A 19975-nucleotide genomic window follows, 5' to 3' on the forward strand; every position below is an offset into this window, starting at 1 on the left:
ATTAACACATAACCAGATATGTTATATTATTTATTTGAATACCTCGACAAAACAATGGATATTCCCGGAGCAGGAGTTTTCCAGTATATTACTTTCCGTTCAGCTTTAGCATTGATACTTTCGCTAATGATTTCAACTATTTACGGAAAAAAAATCATCACTTTTTTGAGAAATCAACAAGTTGGTGAAACCGTTAGAGAACTTGGTCTTGAAGGTCAAACACAAAAAGCAGGAACGCCAACAATGGGTGGATTAATCATAATCATTGCAACGCTAATTCCGGTTTTACTGTTAACCAAATTAAATAACATCTACATCATCCTTTTAGTTGTAACCACACTTTGGATGGGAACAATTGGTTTTATTGACGATTATATTAAAATTTTCAAAAAAGACAAACAAGGTTTAAAAGGAATTTTCAAAGTAATTGGGCAAGTTGGATTGGGATTAATTGTTGGTTCGGTATTGTATTTCAATCCGAGTGTTACCGTTAGAGAAAGAGCTACTACACCAATAAATTTTAATCAAACTGAAACAATTGTTTCGAAGACACCATCTGAAATAAAATCTACAGTAACTACAATTCCATTTACAAAAAACAATGAATTGGATTATGCCAAAATCATCGAATGGACGGGTGAAGGTTATGAAAACTGGGCTTGGTTAGTTTTTATTCCGATTGTAATTTTTATTATAACTGCCGTTTCAAACGGAGCAAATCTAACCGATGGAATTGATGGTTTAGCCGCCGGAACTTCAGCTATTTCAGTACTTGCACTCGGGATTTTTACATTCGTTTCAGGGAACGTTATTCTTTCCAGCTATTTGAACATTATGTACATTCCAAATTCGGGTGAAATGACTGTTTTTATAGCTGCTTTCGTTGGAGCCTTAATCGGATTTCTTTGGTATAATTCCTATCCGGCATCAGTATTTATGGGCGATACAGGAAGTCTGACTATTGGTGGAATCATAGCGGTTTTAGCAATTTCTGTTCGAAAAGAAATGTTATTACCTGTGTTGTGCGCCATCTTCTTTGCCGAAAATTTATCAGTGATTTTACAAGTTTCTTATTTCAAATACACCAAAAAACGTTTCGGAGAAGGAAGACGAATTTTCCTCATGTCGCCATTGCATCATCATTATCAAAAGAAAGGATATCACGAAAGTAAAATTGTAACCCGTTTTTGGATTGTAGCCATTTTGTTGGCTATAGTTTCTATTGTGACATTAAAATTGAGATAATGCAACGATTAGTAGTACTTGGCGGTGGAGAAAGTGGTGTTGGAACTGCTATTTTAGGAAAGAAACAAGGCTATGATGTTTTTGTTTCTGACTTTGGAAGAATTAAAGACAATTATAGAGAAGTTCTTAAAAAATATGAGATTAAATGGGAAGACGAAACCCATACGGAAAGCCTGATTTTATATGCCGATGTGGTAATGAAAAGCCCAGGCATTCCAGAAAAAGCCCCAATAGTAAAAAAGCTTTTGGAAAAAGGAATTCCAGTGATTTCTGAAATTGAATTTGCAATTCAGTTTACCAATGCAAAAACCATTGGAATCACAGGTAGTAATGGTAAAACAACAACGACAATGTTGACCTATCATTTGCTAAAAGAAGGCGGGTTAAATGTTGGACTTGGCGGAAATATTGGTAAGAGTTTTGCTTGGCAAGTAGCCGAAGAGAATTACGATTGCTATGTGCTGGAATTGAGCAGTTTTCAGTTAGACGGAAACATTAATTATAGACCAGACATAGCCATAATAACGAATATAAGTCCGGATCATTTGGACCGATACGATTATAAATATGAAAACTATATCGCATCAAAATTCAGAATAACAATGAACCAAACAGAGAACGATTATCTCATTTATGACGCAGATGACGAGGCAATCACAGAATGGTTCAAAAAAAATAAAACTAACGCCCAATTAATTCCATTTTCATTAACAAAAACATTTGAAAACGGAGCTTTTATAAAAAACGATACTATGGACATCATCATCAACAACGAAGAATTTGAAATGAAAACCGGAGAGGTTTCTCTGGAAGGAAAACACAACATGAAAAACGCTATGGCAGCAACTTCTGTAGCACAGCTGATGAAAATCAGAAAGGAAACTATTCGTGAGAGTTTATCCAATTTTCAAGGTGTAGAACATCGTTTAGAAAAAGTACTCAAAATTCAAAATGTACAGTACATAAACGATAGCAAAGCAACCAATGTGAATGCTACTTTCTTTGCGCTAGATAGTATGACTGTCCCAACAGTATGGATAGTTGGTGGTGTTGACAAAGGAAATGATTACGCAGAATTGATGTCTTTAGTAAGAGAAAAGGTGAAAGCAATCATTTGCCTTGGCGTTGATAACAAAAAAATAATTGATGCTTTTGGAAATGTTGTAGATATGATGGTTGAAGTTGACAACATGAGAGATGCAGTAATAACAGCAAAACATCTTGCAGAAAAAGGCGATGCTGTTTTATTGTCTCCGGCTTGCGCGAGTTTCGATTTATTTCAAAATTACGAAGACAGAGGAAATCAATTTAAAGCAGCGGTGAAGAATTTATAAAATTTAGGATTTAGGAAGTATCTAAATCCCAATTCCTAAATCCCAATTCCTAAATCAAAATGAAAGAACTAGTAAACAGTTTAAAAGGAGATAAAGTCATCTGGGCATTCGTTGCCTTGTTGGCGCTGTTTTCGTTTATGCCTGTTTTTAGTGCGAGTAGTAATCTAGCCTATATGCGCCATGGTTCCGGGAATGCGTTTACTTATTTACTGAAACATGCAGCTCAAGTATTGGTAGGTTTTTTTATTTTATACAAAATCCATAAAGTTCCATATCACTATTTCAAAACGATATCCAAAATCCTGTTGCCTGTTGTATGGATTTTATTAATTTATACCTTGCTTAAAGGAACTATCATCGACGGAGCAAACGCAAGCCGTTGGATACAGATTCCGTTTATTGGTATTACGTTTCAAACTTCTACGTTAGCATCCATCGTATTATATGTTTTTGTGGCCCGTTATTTATCTAAAAAAAGAGAAACGCCTATCACTTTCCAAAACTCGCTTTGGGAATTGTGGACGCCTGTTTTTATTACATTAATTTTTATTCTTCCAGCCAATTTATCTACAGCTGCCTTGATATTCTCGATGGTATTGATGTTGGTTTTTATTGGAAAATATCCACTGAAATATATCGGAATTATACTTGGAGCCGGAATTATTGGATTGACCTTTTTCATATTAGTAGCTAAAGCTTTTCCGAATGCTTTCCCAAATCGTGTTGACACTTGGATTGCTCGTATTGACAACTTCACCAGCGACAAACCCGATGAAGATGATTACCAAATCGAAAAGGCAAAAATAGCCATCGCTTCTGGCGGAATATACGGATTGGGCCCAGGGAAAAGCGTGCAAAAAAACTTTTTGCCACAATCTTCTTCCGATTTTATCTATGCCATTATTGTGGAAGAATACGGAATGGTTGGCGGTTTATGTGTTTTGGGTTTATATCTTTTATTGCTATTCCGATTTGTAATTGCAGCGCACAAAGCCAATTCACTTTTTGGAAAACTCGTCGTCGTTGGTTTAGGTTTTCCAATAATTTTTCAAGCGATGACCAACATGGCTGTTGCTGTAGAATTGTTGCCGGTTACAGGTCAAACTTTACCATTGATTAGTAGCGGAGGAAGTTCTATTTGGATGACTTGTATTGCTTTGGGAATTATTTTAAGTGTAACTAAAAAAGAAGAAGAAATAGCAGAAGAACAAGCCGAAAAACAAAAACGGGAAGATGCTTTACAAAAGCTTATAGATAAACAATTATTAGAAGATGAAGCGGCTGAAATGGAAGATTTTTCCATTGTAGATAAGGCAAATCCAATGAGTGCTGTTTTGAATAAAAAATAAAATGAAAAAATTAAAATTCATATTAAGTGGTGGCGGAACCGGTGGACATATCTACCCGGCGATTGCTATTGCCAATGAATTAAAATTGCGTTTTCCTGATACCGAATTTCTTTTTGTTGGTGCTGAAGACAAAATGGAAATGCAAAAAGTGCCAGAAGCAGGTTATAAAATTGAAGGACTTTGGATTGCCGGTTTACAACGAAAACTGACAATGCAAAATTTGATGTTTCCATTGAAATTGATCAGCAGTTTAGTCAAGGCGCGAAAAATAATTAAAAACTTTAAGCCCGATGTTGTAATTGGAACAGGTGGTTTTGCCAGCGGTCCTTTATTACAGATGGCAAATATGATGAAGATTCCAACAGTGATTCAGGAGCAAAATTCTTATCCGGGAATCACCAATAAATTATTGAGCAAAAAAGCCAATGCGATTTGTGTGGCTTATGAAAATTTAGAGCGGTTTTTTCCAAAAGATAAGATTGTTTTCACCGGTAATCCGGTTCGCCAGGATTTATTGGAAATAGATTCTAAACGAAATGAAGCCATTAAGTATTTTAATTTAAATCCAAATAAAAAAACACTTTTGGTACTTGGCGGAAGTCTTGGGGCAAGAAGATTAAATCAATTAATTGAAAAAGAAATTTACAATATTGTTTCAAAAGATATTCAAATTATATGGCAATGTGGCAAGTTATATTATAACAATTACAATCATTATTCTGATGGACAACTAGTTCAAGTTTTGTCTTTTATAGATAGAATGGACTTAGTGTATGCCGCAGCCGATTTTGTCATTTCACGAGCTGGAGCATCATCCGTTTCAGAGTTATGTTTAGTTGGTAAGCCAGTAATCTTTATTCCTTCACCTAATGTGGCCGAAGATCATCAAACAAAAAATGCCAAAGCAATTGTAGATAAAAACGGAGCTATTTTAATTAAAGAAAGTGAATTAGATTTCACTTTTGAACCCATATTTTCGAATTTAATTTTTAATGAAAATTTAAAAAAAGAATTAAGCGAAAATATTAAAAAATTAGCAAAGCCAAACGCAACAAAAGATATAGTTGAACAAATAATTAAGTTGATAAAATAAGTGAATTTAAACCAAATACATAACGTATACTTCATCGGAATCGGTGGCATCGGAATGAGTGCTTTGGCCCGTTATTTCCAAAACATTGGCAAGAATGTTTCAGGTTATGACAAAACACCAACGATGTTGACAAATGAGCTCATTGCTGGCGGAATGTCGATTCATTTTGAAGATAATATCAGTTTGATTCCATCCGATTATTATGTCGAAAACACTTTGGTTATAATTACACCGGCCGTTCCGATTTCACATTCAGAATGGAATTATTTTATCGAAAGAGACTATGTAGTAAAAAAGCGTGCGGAAGTTTTGGGAATCATCACCAAAGACACTTTTTGTTTTGCCGTTGCCGGTACGCATGGGAAAACAACAACCTCAAGTATTCTTGGGCATATTTTATATGAAAGTGGTGCCGATGTTACCGCTTTTATTGGTGGTATTGTCGAAAACTATCATTCCAATTTAATTGGAAGCGGGAAAACAGTAACCGTAGTTGAAGCTGACGAATTCGACCGTTCGTTTTTGCATTTACATCCAAATATTGCCTGTGTAACCTCTATGGATGCAGATCATTTGGATATTTATGGCGACAAAAATGCAATTGAAGATTCGTTTCGAGAATTTGCTGATAAAGTAGAAGATAAAACTAAAATTTTTGTCCCAAAAGGTTTGCCACTATCAGGATTAACCGTTGGCATTGATGAGGGTGCAACTTTCAAAGCATTTAATATCCGAATAGAAAATGGTTATTATGTTTTTGATGTACAAACTCCTTCAGAAACAATTCAAAATATAAAGTTTGGTTTACCCGGAAGACACAATTTAATGAATGCCTTGATGGCTTTAGCGATGGCTAAGACTTATGGTACCCCAACCGAGTCCATTGCTAAGGCCTTGGCTTCATTTAAAGGAATTCAGCGTAGATTTTCGTATCAAATTAAAAATGAAAATCTCGTTTATATTGATGATTATGCACATCATCCAACCGAAATCAATGCGGTTCATCAGGCAGTTCGTGAATTGTATCCAAATGAAAAAGTGTTAGCGATTTTCCAACCGCATTTGTTCAGCAGAACCAAAGATTTTGCCGATGATTTTGCCAAAAGCTTATCTCAATTTGATGAAATCTTGTTGTTAGATATTTATCCCGCTCGCGAATTACCAATGGAAGGAATTACATCAAGTTGGTTGCTTTCTAAAATCGAAAACCAACATAAAAAATTGGTTTCAAAAGATGATTTAATTTCGTCAATTTTAGATAGTGATGCTAAAATAATTGTTACAATAGGGGCAGGAGATATAGGTGAATTAGTTCCAAAAATTAAACAGGCATTATCATGAAATTTTTCACTTGGATAAATATCAGATTAGTTTTGATGATTATAGCTGTAATAGGCATGTTTTCGTTTACTTCGTATCGAAATTCAATGCGAAAAATTAAGAAAACAGAAGTCGTTTTTGTCGGAGAAAACATGCTTTTTTTAAAGCAGGAAATGGTTAATAAATTGTTAATAGAAAAAAATAGCGACCTAAAAACAATCCATAAAGTTGATTTAGATTTGAAGAAATTGGAAGCTTCTGTTAACAAACAACAATTGATTGAAAAAGCAGATGTTTTTGTTAGCGTTGATGGGGTTTTAAAAGCAGTGGTAAAGCAGAAAACACCTGTGGGTAGAGTGTTTGACGAAGCGGGTTCTTTCTATATTGATTATGAAGGAAATAAGATGCCGTTATCAGATAATTATACAGCTAGAGTTCCACTAGTTTCGGGGGAAATTAATGTAGTAAAAAAGGAAAAATTATCTGAAGTTTTAAGGATGATTGACAAAGATGAGTTTTTGAAAAAAAACATCATTGGTGTGCGGGTTTTGCCTAATGGCAGCTTGATAATGGCAAACAGAAATTATGATTTTAGGATAGATTTTGGTCAAACCATAAATATTGACAAGAAATTTAATAATTACAAAGCCTTTTTTCAAAAAGCAGTTTCTGATAGCACTTTGATTAAATACAAATGGATTAACCTGAGATTTACTAAGCAAGTTGTTTGCATTAAATAGAAGATTATGGAAAAAGAGAATATTGCAGTAGGATTAGACATCGGAACAACCAAGATTGTTGCCATGATTGGCAAGAAAAATGAGTATGGGAAGTTAGAAATTTTGGGTGTTGGAAAATCCAAAAGTCTTGGCGTGGCTCGCGGTGTCGTTAACAATATTACGCAAACTATCCAGTCGATTCAGCAGGCAGTTATTGAAGCAGAAGCAAATTCAGGATATAAAATTAATGATGTGGTTGTTGGGATTGCCGGACAACACATTCGCAGTATACAGCATACGGATTATGTTATCAGAAACAATCCGGAAGAAGTTATCAGTGGTAGAGACATTCAGTTGTTGATTGATCAAGTGAATAAATTGGCGATGCTTCCCGGAGAAGAAATTATCCACGTATTGCCTCAGGAATTTAAAATCGATGGACAATCTGAAATCAAAGAACCTATCGGAATGTACGGCGGAAGATTGGAAGCAAGTTTTCATGTTGTGGTTGGACAAGCATCTTCTATCAGAAATGTGGGAAGATGTATTCAAAGTTCAGGTATTGAATTATCCGGATTAACATTGGAACCATTGGCTTCGGCTGATGCAGTTTTGAGTCAGGAAGAAAAAGAAGCAGGCGTTGCCTTAATTGACATAGGTGGTGGAACAACGGATTTAGCCATTTTTAAAGATGGAATCATTCGTCACACAGCAGTTGTGCCTTTTGGCGGAAATGTGATCACAGATGATATCAAAGAAGGTTGTTCAATCATTGAAAAGCAAGCTGAGTTATTAAAAACAAAATTTGGTTCCGCCTGGCCAGGTGAAAATAAAGACAATGAAATTGTGTCAATTCCGGGATTGAGAGGAAGAGATCCAAAAGAAATTTCGTTGAAGAACTTGTCAAAAATAATTCATGCACGAGTAGTTGAGATTATTGAACAGGTTTTTACCGAAATCAAAGCTTACGGACACGAAGATCCACGGAAGAAACTGATTGCCGGAATCGTATTAACAGGTGGCGGTTCACAATTGAAACACATCAAACAATTAGTAGAATATATCACAGGAATGGACACCAGAATTGGGTATCCAAACGAACATTTGGCAGGCAATTCAAGTGAAGAAATTTCAAGTCCATTATTCGCAACAGCCGTTGGTTTAGTAATGAACAGTATCGAAAACAATTCGAATAGTGCCTACAAAATTGAATTAAAAGAAGTAGTAGTTGAAACGCCGAAGCAAGTTGTTTTTCAGCAAACAACTCAAGCTCCGGTTATTGAAGAAAAAAGGGAAGAGGTTGCTAATGTCATCGAAGATGAAGTTGTCCTTGAAACAGAAAGCACAGAGCACAAAATAAAAAGATCCTTTTTTGATCGTTATGTTGAAAAGATTAAGGACTTTTTAGACAATGCTGAGTAACAAAAACAAAACAAAATACAGAATATATAATACCTAATAAAACCAAAATAGTATGATAAGCAACTCAGAATTTGGAAACATCTCATTTGATTTACCAAAAAATCAATCAAATGTGATTAAAGTAATCGGAGTTGGTGGCGGCGGAAGCAATGCTATCAATCACATGTTCAAACAAGGAATCAAAGGCGTTGATTTCATCGTTTGTAATACCGACTCACAAGCACTTCAAAATAGTCCAGTGCCGAATAAAATTCAATTAGGAGTTTCCTTGACGGAAGGACTTGGAGCAGGAGCAAACCCTGATGTTGGTCAGCAATCAGCAATAGAAAGTATTGGCGACATTGAAAAAATGTTAGATACCAATACTAAAATGGTTTTCATCACTGCAGGAATGGGTGGTGGAACAGGAACTGGTGCAGCACCTGTAATAGCTCAACTTGCCAAAGAAAGAGGCATACTTACCGTTGGAATTGTAACAAAACCGTTTCAATTTGAAGGAAAAGTTCGTTATGAGCAAGCCTTGTTAGGTGTAGAAAAGCTAAGAAAACAAGTAGATTCTTTGATTGTTATTAATAACAATAAATTGAGAGAAGTATACGGAAATTTAGGTTTCAAAGCTGGGTTTTCAAAAGCTGACGAAGTTTTGGCAACAGCTTCCCGCGGAATTGCTGAAGTTATAACGCACCATTACACTCAAAATATTGACTTAAAAGACGCCAAAACAGTTTTGTCTAATAGTGGCTCAGCTATTATGGGTTCTTCTACTGCAATAGGTGAAAACCGCGCAAAAGAAGCTATTATTTCTGCTTTAGATTCTCCTTTATTGGATGACAATAAAATTTCGGGAGCCAAAAACGTATTGTTGCTTATCGTTTCGGGTTCTAGCGAAATTACTATTGACGAAATTGGAGAAATTAACGACCATATTCAATCGGAAGCCGGACACGGTGCTAACATTATTATGGGTGTTGGTGAAGATGAAACTTTAGGTGAAGCTATTGCGGTTACAATCATTGCTACAGGGTTTAACGTAGAACAACAAAACGGAATTGTAAATACAGAAGTTAAGAAAATAATTCACTCATTAGACGGAGAACATAAATTAGAGCGTGATTTAACTCAAAAGCCTGTCGAAGTTTTTCAAGCTATTGATACTCCAGTAACAGAAGTTAAAGAAGAAAAAATTGTTTTTGAATTAATCGAAGATGAAGTTGAAACACCTGTAAATGTTGCTTCTATCGACGAAAATGAATTGATTGCTATGAATCATTTCATCAGAAACCTGGATGTAACTTTTGAAATTATTTCTCCAATAAATGATATCGATTTTAAAGTAACAACTCCGGAAGTTAAAGAAATGAAAGTTATCGAGCCAATTATCGAGAAAGAAGAAGAGCAAATCACTTTTACTTTTGATATGCCGGCAATACCAACATTCGAAAAAGTTGAGGATGTTAAGCCAATTGAAGTTGTTGAAGAAAGCAGAATCGTTTTCGATTTGTCTGAATCAGTAAATAACATCGAGGTAAACGAGCCAGTGCAATTTGTCCCAATTACCGAACTCAACGAAGAAGGAATTATCAAATATTCTTTGGAAGAATACATGGAGTTGGAAAACGACTTGTTAAATTCAAAACCAGCAGCTGCAGCTATCGTTCAGGAGCCAATTGCTGAAGAGTTGAACATTACAATGAAGCTTGAAACTACTGAAAAACCAGCTTCAATGGTAAGTCATTTTGAAGATATTTCACCAGTTGAAATGACTATCGAAGAAACCTTGAAACACAGAGCTGACGATAGAAGAAAAAAATTAAAAGAGTTCAATTACAAATTCCATAACAACCCTTCAAAAATAGAAGAAATGGAAAAAGAACCTGCCTACAAACGTAATGGTATAGATTTGTCAAATAATACTCAAACAAATACAAACTCAAGAATGTCAATAGGAATTGATAGCAACGATGATACACAGTTGCGTTCCAACAATTCATTTCTGCACGATAATGTAGACTAGTCTACAGATAACCCTTGAATCTTTAACCCGAAAGTCTTATGATTTTCGGGTTATTTTTTTAACAAATTTGGCGCAAAATAAAAGGTGTTTAAAAAAATGCGCCAAAAACTGGCGCACAATTTTTGTTTGGAAAAAAAATGCGCCTAAAATGTTAATTTTTAGCTTTAATAATTTTGTAAAAAATTCAAGCCTATAAAATCCTATTGACACTCCAATTTTCAGGTTATTTTTTTTAACTTCGCAACTCTTTTATGGAAACAATCCTAATACATCAAACATGAGTTTATCAACCCAAATAATGGACGAAATGAAAAATGCAATGCGCGCTAAAGACACCGTTGCATTAGAAGCTCTTCGTGCCATCAAATCAGAAATTTTATTAGCCCAAACCGCTACAGGTTCTAAAGAAGAAATTACCGAAGCTGACGAAATCAAAATATTGCAGAAACTGGTAAAAATGCGTAAAGACAGCGCAAGTATTTTCACCACTCAAAACCGTCCTGATTTAGCAGAACCGGAATTGGCTCAAATTGCTGTAATCGAAAAATTCCTTCCGGCCCAACTTTCAGAGGAAGAAGTGGAAGCAATTATTGCTAAAATCATTGCAGATACCGGAGCATCAGGAATTGCTTCAATGGGAAAAGTTATGGGATTGGCATCAGCACAAATTGGTGGAAGTGCAGAAGGGAAAACTATTTCAACTATTGTTAAGAAACTTTTAGTTTAGATTATTGGATTGTCAGATTTATATCTAACTCATCCAATAATCTGTCAATCTTAAAAAGGCTCCGTAGTTCAACTGGATAGAATATCAGATTTCGGCTCTGATGGTTGCAGGTTCGAACCCTGCCGGGGTCACGAATAAATAAGGGATTAAATAAAATGTCTAAGCTTGCTTAAGCATTTTATTTAATCCCTTATTTTCAATGCGGAGCTTTGTCAGGGAAGACGGAGTCAACCCTGCTGGACTTTTATTTTATTTGTATTAGAAACTTGTCAACTTCTTTAAATCACTAATCGTTTGTGTTGGATTTGCCGCCTTAAAAACAAAATTTCCAGCCACAAGTATATCTGCACCAGTTTTAACCAATTGCACTGCGTTTTTATCAGTAACGCCACCATCAATTTCAATTAAGGTTGAAGCGTTTTTTCTGTTGATTAATGCTTTTAGTTTTTCAATTTTAGCGTAGGTGTTTTCAATAAAGGATTGACCGCCAAATCCAGGATTCACACTCATGAGACAAACCATGTCAATATCGTTTATGACATCTTCTAATAAATCAATATTGGTGTGTGGGTTTAGCGCAACTCCGGCTTTCATACCTTCAGCTTTTATAGCTTGTAAAGTTCTATGCAGATGAGTACAGGCTTCGTAGTGAACGGTTAAAATAGTTGAACCTAAAGCCGCAAAAGTCTTGATGTATCTGTCGGGATCAACAATCATTAAATGTACATCGATAGTTTTTTTTGCATGTTTTGTAATCGCATCTAAAACTGGCATTCCGAAAGAGATATTTGGAACAAAAACACCATCCATAATATCAATATGAAACCAATCTGCTTCACTATTGTTAATCATTTCGATATCGCGTTGTAAGTTGGCAAAATCAGCAGCGAGAATGGAAGGAGCGATAAGTGTATTTTTCATTGTAGTTTGTGTTGTGTTTTAAAACTTCAAAGTTCGTTGTTCAACATTGAATATTCAACCTTTCAGCAAAAGTACAAATTATAGGCTTTCCTTTTGAATATTGAATATTCAACTTGGAAATTTGAATGTTGAAATTTGTTAAAAATAAAACTCCGGTAATCAGCCGGAGTTTCAATCATCAATCAAAAAACGAACAGTTAATCAGACTGTTGTTGTCGTTATTAGGATTACCCTAAATATGTTTTTAATATTTTACTTCTAGAAGTATGTTTTAATCTGCGGATTGCTTTTTCTTTAATTTGACGAACACGCTCACGGGTTAAATCAAATGTTTCTCCAATTTCTTCTAATGTCATTGGATGTTGGTCGCCTAAACCAAAATACAAACGTACAACATCTGCTTCTCTTGGAGTTAAGGTCTCTAAAGAACGCTCAATTTCGGTACGCAATGATTCGTGGATTAATTCTCTATCCGGATTTGGAGATTCTCCTGAACGTAAAACGTCATACAGGTTTGAATCTTCTCCTTCTACAAGAGGTGCGTCCATTGATAAATGACGACCAGAGTTTTTCATAGACTCTTTTACATCATTCACGGTCATGTCTAATTCTTTTGCAATTTCTTCAGCACTTGGTGGTCTTTCATTAGATTGCTCTAACAAAGCATACATCTTGTTGATTTTATTGATAGAACCAATTTTATTCAATGGCAAACGAACAATACGGGATTGTTCTGCTAAAGCCTGAAGAATCGATTGACGAATCCACCAAACGGCGTAGGATATGAATTTAAAACCACGCGTTTCATCAAAACGTTGAGCCGCTTTAATCAAACCTAAATTTCCTTCGTTAATCAAATCGGGAAGTGTTAAACCTTGATTTTGGTATTGTTTTGCTACAGAAACCACGAAACGTAAATTGGCTTTTGTCAATTTTTCTAGTGCTCTTTGGTCTCCGGCCTTGATTTTCTGAGCTAATTCTACCTCTTCATCAGCAGTAATTAAGTCAACTTTTCCAATTTCTTGTAGGTACTTGTCTAGGGAAGCAGTTTCACGGTTGGTTACCTGCTTGGTGATTTTGAGCTGTCTCATTAATTTGTCTCCTTTACTTTAAAGTGTTCAAGTGGTTGTACGGTATAATTTTTAAAAAGTTACAATTTTTTAATGTTAATTTAAAAACCCCAACTCAAAATTTTTGAATTAGGGTTTTTTCCATAAGTATAACTAACACTTATTTATTATTAAAACTATAACGTATTCCAGTATGAATTCCGAAAAGGAAAGGTTTGAAATCGCTGTTTGAAAAGGCTTTTATTTGATAGTTAAGCAGCGGTTCAACGAAAATTTTCGTGTTTTTGAATAACGGATAATCCATTTCTAAGCCAAGATTCACTGCTAATGATGTGCCTGATAAATTCTTTGTTTTTCCAATCTCTTGACTAAAACCATTGTCAGTTTTGATACTTATCTTATTTTCATCGAGTAATAAATAACTAAAACCAAAGCTAGATTTTAGACCGATTTTTTTATCTAAAAATTTGTATTTCACTTCTAACGGAATTTCTGTATATGATATTTCCTGGGTTATATCCATTTTATCAGAACCATTAGAAGCCCCGTAAATTGTTCCATTTGAAATGTTCGGATTGTAACTAATGCCGCTGTAATTGTTTGTGTTTACCGGAGCATTTTTGGTTACATAACTTATATTGACTTTGCTGTAACCAATTCGGACAGAAACATTTTCGGTCAAATCATACGTTAATCCAATGCCGTAACTAAATTTGATTTCTGATTTTTTGGTAAGCGAATCCAAACGACGGTCAAGCGAAGAACCTTTTGAAAAATAACCATACATGGTTGGAGAAGCAAATACATCGGCATAGAATTTCTTATAAATTTTTGCGCTGTCTTTTTTGATGCTATCCTTTGGATACATGTTGATGGTTATCGTTTTTTCTTTTTTCTTTTTTGCAATTGAATCTGTTTTTTTAGTTCTTATTTCAGAAGTTAAGTCACCTAAATTATTATTTTGTAATGAACTTAAATCAATTTGAACATCATTAGCTTTGTTTATTTTGTTCTTATTTGAATCTAAGTTAGCATTTTCTTTTTTAGCTTCATTTCTGAATCTTTTAGTCAATTTTCTGTCTGTTTTTTTGCTTTTTGCTTTAGAAAATAAATTGGTTTTGTTTTTCCCAGCTTTGGATGAAATGCTATTTGCATTGTCTTTTTTGGCCGATTTTAATAAAACGTTTTCAGTTATACTGTTTGCTGCATTTGTTTTGTCAGCTGCATTTTTTTCATTGATTGTATTCTTATTGTTAATGCTGTTTTTACTTTCAGTTGCATTCTCATCATCAATTGAAGCGTCGCTTTTTATATTGTTTTCACTGCGTATAATTTTTGAGTTTTCATCATCTGAATCGGCAGTATAAGTTTTTCCATTACTACTATTCTCATTGCTGGATTCTTTTGAATTTCTTGGCGAATTCGAAGTAAAACCACCATTTTGATTATAAATATATAAACCAGCAATACTAACTATGAGTAATAAACCAAGCATTTTGCCCCAAAAGAAAAAGAAACCAATTCTTCTTTTTTTCTCTTTCTGAAGTTCATAATTGATGCCACTCCAAACTTGCTCTTTGGGCGTTTTGTCCAATGAGTTCAGCTTGTCGCTTATGGCTTTTCCTATATCTTTTCTATTTTCCATATTTTATACTTATGTTATGGACAGCTTTGTTTGCACTAATTTGTTCTTTCAAAGTCATTTTGGCCCGATGCAAATTTGATTTCGATGTTCCGATGTTTATGTTCAGCATTTCAGCAATTTCATTATGCGAATAATTGTCTAATTCATACAAACAAAAAACCAATCGGTATTGATTTGGCAATCCTTGAACTAACGCAAGAATATAATCGAGTGAAAATTCATCCAATTCATTTTCTTCAATTTCTGTGTCAGGATAGTTTTTATCACTAATCGAAATTAGCTGATAGGATTTTTTGTAGCTTTCAATGGCTTTATTGATGGTGATTCTTTTCATCCAGCCTTCAAAAGAACCTTTCCCTTTATATTGTTTGATATTGGTAAAAATGGTAATAAAAGCATTGTGCAAATTGTCTTCGGCTTCGGCTTCGTTTTGACAATACTTTAGGCACAGCACAAAAAGAGTGTTCTTATACAAATGGTATAACTCTTCTTGTGCTTTGCTGTTTTGCTTTTGGCAGGATTTTATTAATTCTTCTAAATTCAAAAATATTTTTTTTAAAAATAACGAATGCATCTAACTTTTATAGTGTTTAGAGCCGGAACCTTTAGGCTAATTACACTTTGTCCGTTTGAAAAATCTATTGTTTTTACAGTAGTTGCATCATTTTCAGTGGAACTCCAATAAATTGCATTTGAAAAATTCCCCAAACTTGACAGCTGTAAATTGGTATACAACAAAGCTAATTCATTTTCCGAAGGCAAAAACCAATCGTTTCTATCGTTTAATTGATATCCCAAAGCTTCTTTGGCTACAACAGTTCCGTTATTTAGGTTGCTGCAAACATTAGGATTTGTATAAAAGTTAACTAAAGTATCATGAAAATTCAATATTGTCCCCGAGTTATAAAGTCCTTTTCCAATTGCTGAACTTTGTGAATTTGGAATCGTTGAATTGGCACAACCCCATTCAAAGAAAGCTAAATCATTTGGAGCTGCTTCAGCATAACGCCATCCTTCGCTGTAAGAACCTTTATCATAAAAAACGATTCCGCCAGCAGGGCCAACGTCTCCAATAGCATAAGGTGTACTTTCCCAACATGTTTTTTTCAGATGAATGTTCTTTGGTGGATTTTGAATAATAATTTCATCACCTGCAATGATTACTTTTCTGTCAATGTTCCAGTCTAAAGCAACTTGGGATGTTCCTTCTAAATTAATATTCATATGAAGTTCATCGTTCACAAATAAAAATATCCAACTGCCGGTGTATATTTCATCTCCATAAAACAGTTTGATTGTCCCATCAACATTCACATCAAAATAACCGCTTAAATATTTATTGTCTCCAGTTGCATCATATTGGACTTTCCATACACAAGGCAGTATTATTCCTGGAACAGTAGTAGAAAATAATCCGCCACAATAACTGATAATGTCTTCTCTCGAACAACTGTCAATGGCTAATTTTAATTCGGTGTTATTATTTACGGTAAATTCAGTTCCGTCTGCAAGTGTTGTAGTTATTGGATAACTAATACTCAAAGATTGGTCAGCTGGTAAGATTCCGAGAAAAGCACTAAAGTTATCATCGCCAATAATAGTAACAGAACCTATTTTTTCTAAGCTCGAATTGTAAATCAATAAATGTATTGGGTATACAAAATCGATGCACACAATATCGGTCATTGGATTATCTTCAGTTTTGGTTACCCGATTCAACAAATCGAACAACTCAGAATCTTTCTGAATTAAATCTTCAGCATTCGGATAGGTTATAGTATCATCAATGTCTTTGCAGCTATTGATGGTAAACAGGACAAACAGTAAAGTAAAAATTTTTGGAAGAGCATTGATCGTTTTCATAAATATTGGTTTTTAAATCAAAGTCAGAAAAAAGCAAAAAGGTTGCTTGGGAAACATATAAAATAATTAATTGTAATAATAAAACTGCTCGATTGTACTGGTTGTGTTAGGCACAACTAATGTATTAGTGTAAACAGATTTATAATATGTTTTATAGTTATTACTGTTAAATGTCGTGATGTCGGTATCATTTACTTTATAATAATAATTACCGCGTTCGGCTAAATTTTTCAAAGTGTTTCCCATTATAATTTCATTGTTTAATTGATTGACAGTTTTCAATAAATTACTTGGTTTTGGATTTGGATAATATTGAAAAGAAGTAGTAATGGCGGACTGCGTAAGCGAAATCAGTTTTTGATTTTGTATGTCTGCATTGACTTCATAGTCTTCCGTTAGGCTTGTGGTCGGATTGTAACCACTTCCGTTTTCTTTAAATAACAATCCGTTTGAATCTTTAGTGAATGTTCTAAAAGTTGTGGTTTGACCATCAAGTTCATTATAATATTTTGAACTAACTGTTCCGTCACTATTATATAAATAAGTGAAATATAAAGCAGAAGTGGGCAAAAAAGTGTGTCTTCCAATAAGTCGACCTTGTGAATCGTAGTTTTCTTCGCGTTGTGCTGTCAACTCACCTAGATTTGAGAATGTCTGAAGAGTTTTTGTTAGACCATTAGTATTAATAACATTCTTTTCTAGAAATTGACCTTGATAATCAAAAGTTGAATCTGATACCACTTCAAAATTCACATAATGTCTTATGTTTTTTGTATTATAAGTTGGATTGCCCGAAAATGTAGTGAAGGTTACTATTTTTTGAAGTTCTAATGATGTGTTGTCGTTTGATGAATTGCCACTATCACAAGATATTAATAGCATAAATAGACTTCCTAATACGAATAAATTATAATTTTTCATAAAAATATTTTTTGAGGTTATTACTTAATAGTATTTAAAACTTGAAAAGGTTGCGTTATAGGTTAAAATAAAAAACCCCCGATTCAAAATCATGAATCGGGGGTTTTTATAATCAGTAAAAATATTATTTTCTGTCGTCGCGTCTTTCAGGACGTGGGCCACGATCTTCTCTCGCTGGAGCATTTTCATCTCTTGGAGGTCTTGGTAAAAGCGCTTTTCTGGACACTTTTTCTTTTCTTGTTTTTGGATCAACACCTAAGTATTTCACCATAAACACATCACCCATGTTTACTACGTCAGAAACATTTTCTGTTCTTTCCCAAGCTAGTTCAGAAACGTGAAGTAATACTTCGTTCCCAGGAGCTTCTGTATATTCTACAACTGCACCAAAGTCAAGCATTTTTATTACTTTTACTTCATAAGCTTCACCTACTTGAGGTTTGAAAATTATAGAGTCAATTTTAGCTAAAACAGCTGCAATTCCGTCAGGATCAGTTCCAAGAATTTCTACAACACCTTGCTCATCAACTTCATTAATTACGATTGTACAACCAGTAGCTTTTTGTAATTCCTGAATCACTTTTCCACCAGGTCCTATTAAGGCACCAATAAAGTTTCCAGGAATAGTACGCATGATGATTTTTGGAGCGTGAACTTTAACGTCAGCATTTGGTTTCGCCAATGTTTCAGTCAATTTTCCTAAGATATGTAAACGTCCATCACGAGCCTGAGCCAAAGCCTGCTCCATAATTTCGTATTTCAATCCGTCAATTTTGATGTCCATTTGACAAGCTGTAATTCCTTCAGAAGTTCCGGTTACTTTGAAATCCATATCACCTAAATGATCTTCATCACCTAAGATATCTGATAAAACTGCGAAACGATCACCATCAGTAATCAATCCCATTGCGATTCCTGAAACCGGACGAATCATTTGAACTCCAGCATCCATTAATGCTAATGTACCAGCACAAACAGTCGCCATAGAAGATGAACCGTTTGATTCCAATACTTCAGAAACAATTCTGATGGTATATGGATTTTCAGCAGGAATCATATTTTTCAATGCACGTTGTGCCAAGTTTCCGTGACCAACCTCTCTTCTTGAAGTTCCTCTTAACGGACGAGCTTCTCCTGTTGAAAATGGCGGGAAATTATAGTGTAAATAGAATTTTTCTTCTCCTTGTTCAGATGGTGAATCAATTTGGTTTGCTTCTCTGGAAGTTCCTAAAGTTGCTGTTGCCAATGCCTGAGTTTCACCACGTGTAAATAATGCCGAACCGTGAACTGATGGTAAATAATCTACTTCACACCAGATTGGTCTGATTTCGGTAGTTTTTCTTCCGTCTAAACGAGTTCCTAAATCTAAAGTTACGTTACGAACCGCTTCTTTGTTGACTTTGTAGAAATATTTTCCAACTAAATCTCCATTTTCAGCTAATTCTTCTTCTGTAAATAAGGCTTTTACTTCTTCTTTTACAGCATCAAATGCAGCGCCACGTTCTTGTTTAGCCGAACCTTTGCTTGCAATAGCGTAAATTTTATCATAAGCCGCTGCCTTTACTTTAGCGTAAATAGCCTCGTCTGATTTTTCTTGTTCATATTCGCGAACTTCTTTCTTTCCAAATGCTGCTGCCAATCTTTCCTGAGCTGCGATTTGTACTTTAATATGTTCGTGTGCAAATTTAATTGCCTCTACCATTTCTTTTTCTGAAATCTCTTTCATTTCACCTTCTACCATCGCGATAGAATCTGTTGAAGCTCCAATCATCATATCAATATCTGATAATTCTAATTGTGCACGAGATGGATTGATGATGAATTTTCCATCAATTCTTCCAACTCTAGCTTCAGAAATTAAAGTTTCAAAAGGAATGTCAGACAAAGCAAGTGCTGCCGAAGCGGCTAATCCTGCTAATGCATCTGGCATTACATCTTCGTCATGAGACATCAACTGAATCATAACCTGAACTTCTGCGTGGTAATCACTAGGGAAAAGTGGGCGCAATACACGGTCAACTAATCTCATGGTAAGCACTTCGTTGTCACTTGGACGCGCTTCTCTTTTAAAGAAACCTCCAGGAAAACGACCTGCTGCTGCAAATTTCTCGCGATAATCTACCGTAAGAGGTAAGAAATCGATACCTGGACTTGCTTTTCTTGAGGATACTACTGTTCCTAAAATAACAGTTTTTCCAATTCTAACTACTACAGATCCGTCGGCTTGTTTGGCTAAACGACCTGTCTCGATTGTGATGCTTCTGCCATCACCTAAATCGATTTTTTCTACAAATAATTGTGGAATCATAAATTTTTCCTTTTTAATTTTTAC

16 protein-coding genes and 1 tRNA gene are annotated in these 19975 nt (G+C 34.8%); 10 read left to right on the forward strand and 7 right to left on the reverse strand.

Annotated features, from left to right (window positions below):
* The first annotated feature begins 18 nt into the window (after positions 1–18).
* The 10 genes from mraY (at position 19) to QWY90_RS02745 (ending at position 11354) form a co-directional block, all read left to right on the forward strand.
* Positions 19–1245, forward strand: a complete 1227-nt coding sequence (mraY, locus tag QWY90_RS02700) for a phospho-N-acetylmuramoyl-pentapeptide-transferase (RefSeq protein ID WP_290284301.1) — start codon at positions 19–21, stop codon at positions 1243–1245.
* Positions 1245–2579, forward strand: coding sequence for a UDP-N-acetylmuramoyl-L-alanine--D-glutamate ligase (murD, locus tag QWY90_RS02705; RefSeq protein ID WP_290284302.1), 1335 nt, complete (start codon positions 1245–1247; stop codon positions 2577–2579). The genes mraY and murD overlap by 1 nt, the downstream gene beginning before the upstream one ends.
* Before the next feature lie 59 nt (positions 2580–2638).
* A complete protein-coding gene (locus tag QWY90_RS02710; protein ID WP_290284303.1) occupies positions 2639–3928 on the forward strand; it encodes an FtsW/RodA/SpoVE family cell cycle protein in 1290 nt (429 codons plus the stop codon).
* Between the two features lies 1 nt (position 3929).
* Positions 3930–5021, forward strand: a complete 1092-nt coding sequence (murG, locus tag QWY90_RS02715) for an undecaprenyldiphospho-muramoylpentapeptide beta-N-acetylglucosaminyltransferase (protein WP_290284304.1) — start codon at positions 3930–3932, stop codon at positions 5019–5021.
* Positions 5022–6362 carry a UDP-N-acetylmuramate--L-alanine ligase gene (gene murC, locus QWY90_RS02720; protein ID WP_290284305.1) on the forward strand — a complete coding sequence of 447 codons (1341 nt, stop codon included), beginning with the start codon at positions 5022–5024 and terminating at the stop codon, positions 6360–6362. It abuts the gene before it with no gap.
* Positions 6359–7081, forward strand: a complete 723-nt coding sequence (locus QWY90_RS02725) for a cell division protein FtsQ/DivIB (protein ID WP_290284306.1) — start codon at positions 6359–6361, stop codon at positions 7079–7081. Before murC ends, QWY90_RS02725 begins: the two co-directional genes overlap by 4 nt.
* Before the next feature lie 6 nt (positions 7082–7087).
* Positions 7088–8482, forward strand: a complete 1395-nt coding sequence (gene ftsA, locus QWY90_RS02730) for a cell division protein FtsA (RefSeq protein WP_290284307.1) — start codon at positions 7088–7090, stop codon at positions 8480–8482.
* A gap of 52 nt (positions 8483–8534) precedes the next feature.
* The gene (gene ftsZ, locus QWY90_RS02735; RefSeq protein WP_290284308.1) at positions 8535–10496 is read left to right on the forward strand and encodes a cell division protein FtsZ; all 1962 of its coding nucleotides are present in this window, start codon (positions 8535–8537) and stop codon (positions 10494–10496) included.
* A gap of 277 nt (positions 10497–10773) precedes the next feature.
* Positions 10774–11223 carry a GatB/YqeY domain-containing protein gene (locus QWY90_RS02740; RefSeq protein WP_290284309.1) on the forward strand — a complete coding sequence of 150 codons (450 nt, stop codon included), beginning with the start codon at positions 10774–10776 and terminating at the stop codon, positions 11221–11223.
* 57 nt (positions 11224–11280) lie between these two features.
* Positions 11281–11354, forward strand: a tRNA-Arg gene (locus QWY90_RS02745).
* A 127-nt stretch (positions 11355–11481) separates the two neighbouring features.
* Here QWY90_RS02745 and rpe read toward each other — a convergent pair.
* The 7 genes from rpe to QWY90_RS02780 all read right to left on the reverse strand — a co-directional run bounded on the left by rpe (position 11482) and on the right by QWY90_RS02780 (position 19951).
* Complete coding sequence (gene rpe / locus QWY90_RS02750) at positions 11482–12144, reverse strand: ribulose-phosphate 3-epimerase (RefSeq protein WP_290284310.1); 663 nt, start codon at positions 12142–12144, stop codon at positions 11482–11484.
* Positions 12145–12371: 227 nt separating this feature from the next.
* The gene (locus QWY90_RS02755; RefSeq protein WP_026707723.1) at positions 12372–13235 is read right to left on the reverse strand and encodes a sigma-70 family RNA polymerase sigma factor; all 864 of its coding nucleotides are present in this window, start codon (positions 13233–13235) and stop codon (positions 12372–12374) included.
* Between the two features lie 139 nt (positions 13236–13374).
* Positions 13375–14859, reverse strand: coding sequence for a hypothetical protein (locus QWY90_RS02760; protein ID WP_290284311.1), 1485 nt, complete (start codon positions 14857–14859; stop codon positions 13375–13377).
* Positions 14849–15403: an RNA polymerase sigma factor gene (locus QWY90_RS02765; protein ID WP_290284312.1), complete on the reverse strand. Its 555-nt coding sequence runs from the start codon at positions 15401–15403 to the stop codon at positions 14849–14851. The genes QWY90_RS02760 and QWY90_RS02765 overlap by 11 nt, the downstream gene beginning before the upstream one ends.
* Positions 15404–15414: 11 nt before the next feature.
* Positions 15415–16722 (reverse strand): Lcl C-terminal domain-containing protein, encoded by a 1308-nt coding sequence (locus tag QWY90_RS02770; RefSeq protein WP_290284313.1) that lies wholly within the window; start codon positions 16720–16722, stop codon positions 15415–15417.
* A 66-nt stretch (positions 16723–16788) separates the two neighbouring features.
* On the reverse strand, positions 16789–17643 hold the full coding sequence (locus QWY90_RS02775; protein WP_290284314.1) for a hypothetical protein: 855 nt from the start codon (positions 17641–17643) through the stop codon (positions 16789–16791).
* A gap of 124 nt (positions 17644–17767) precedes the next feature.
* Positions 17768–19951 carry a polyribonucleotide nucleotidyltransferase gene (locus QWY90_RS02780; protein ID WP_290284315.1) on the reverse strand — a complete coding sequence of 728 codons (2184 nt, stop codon included), beginning with the start codon at positions 19949–19951 and terminating at the stop codon, positions 17768–17770.
* Positions 19952–19975 lie beyond the last annotated feature (24 nt).

It is taken from the genome of Flavobacterium paronense, assembly GCF_030409795.1.
Taxonomy (GTDB): Bacteria; Bacteroidota; Bacteroidia; order Flavobacteriales; family Flavobacteriaceae; genus Flavobacterium; species Flavobacterium paronense.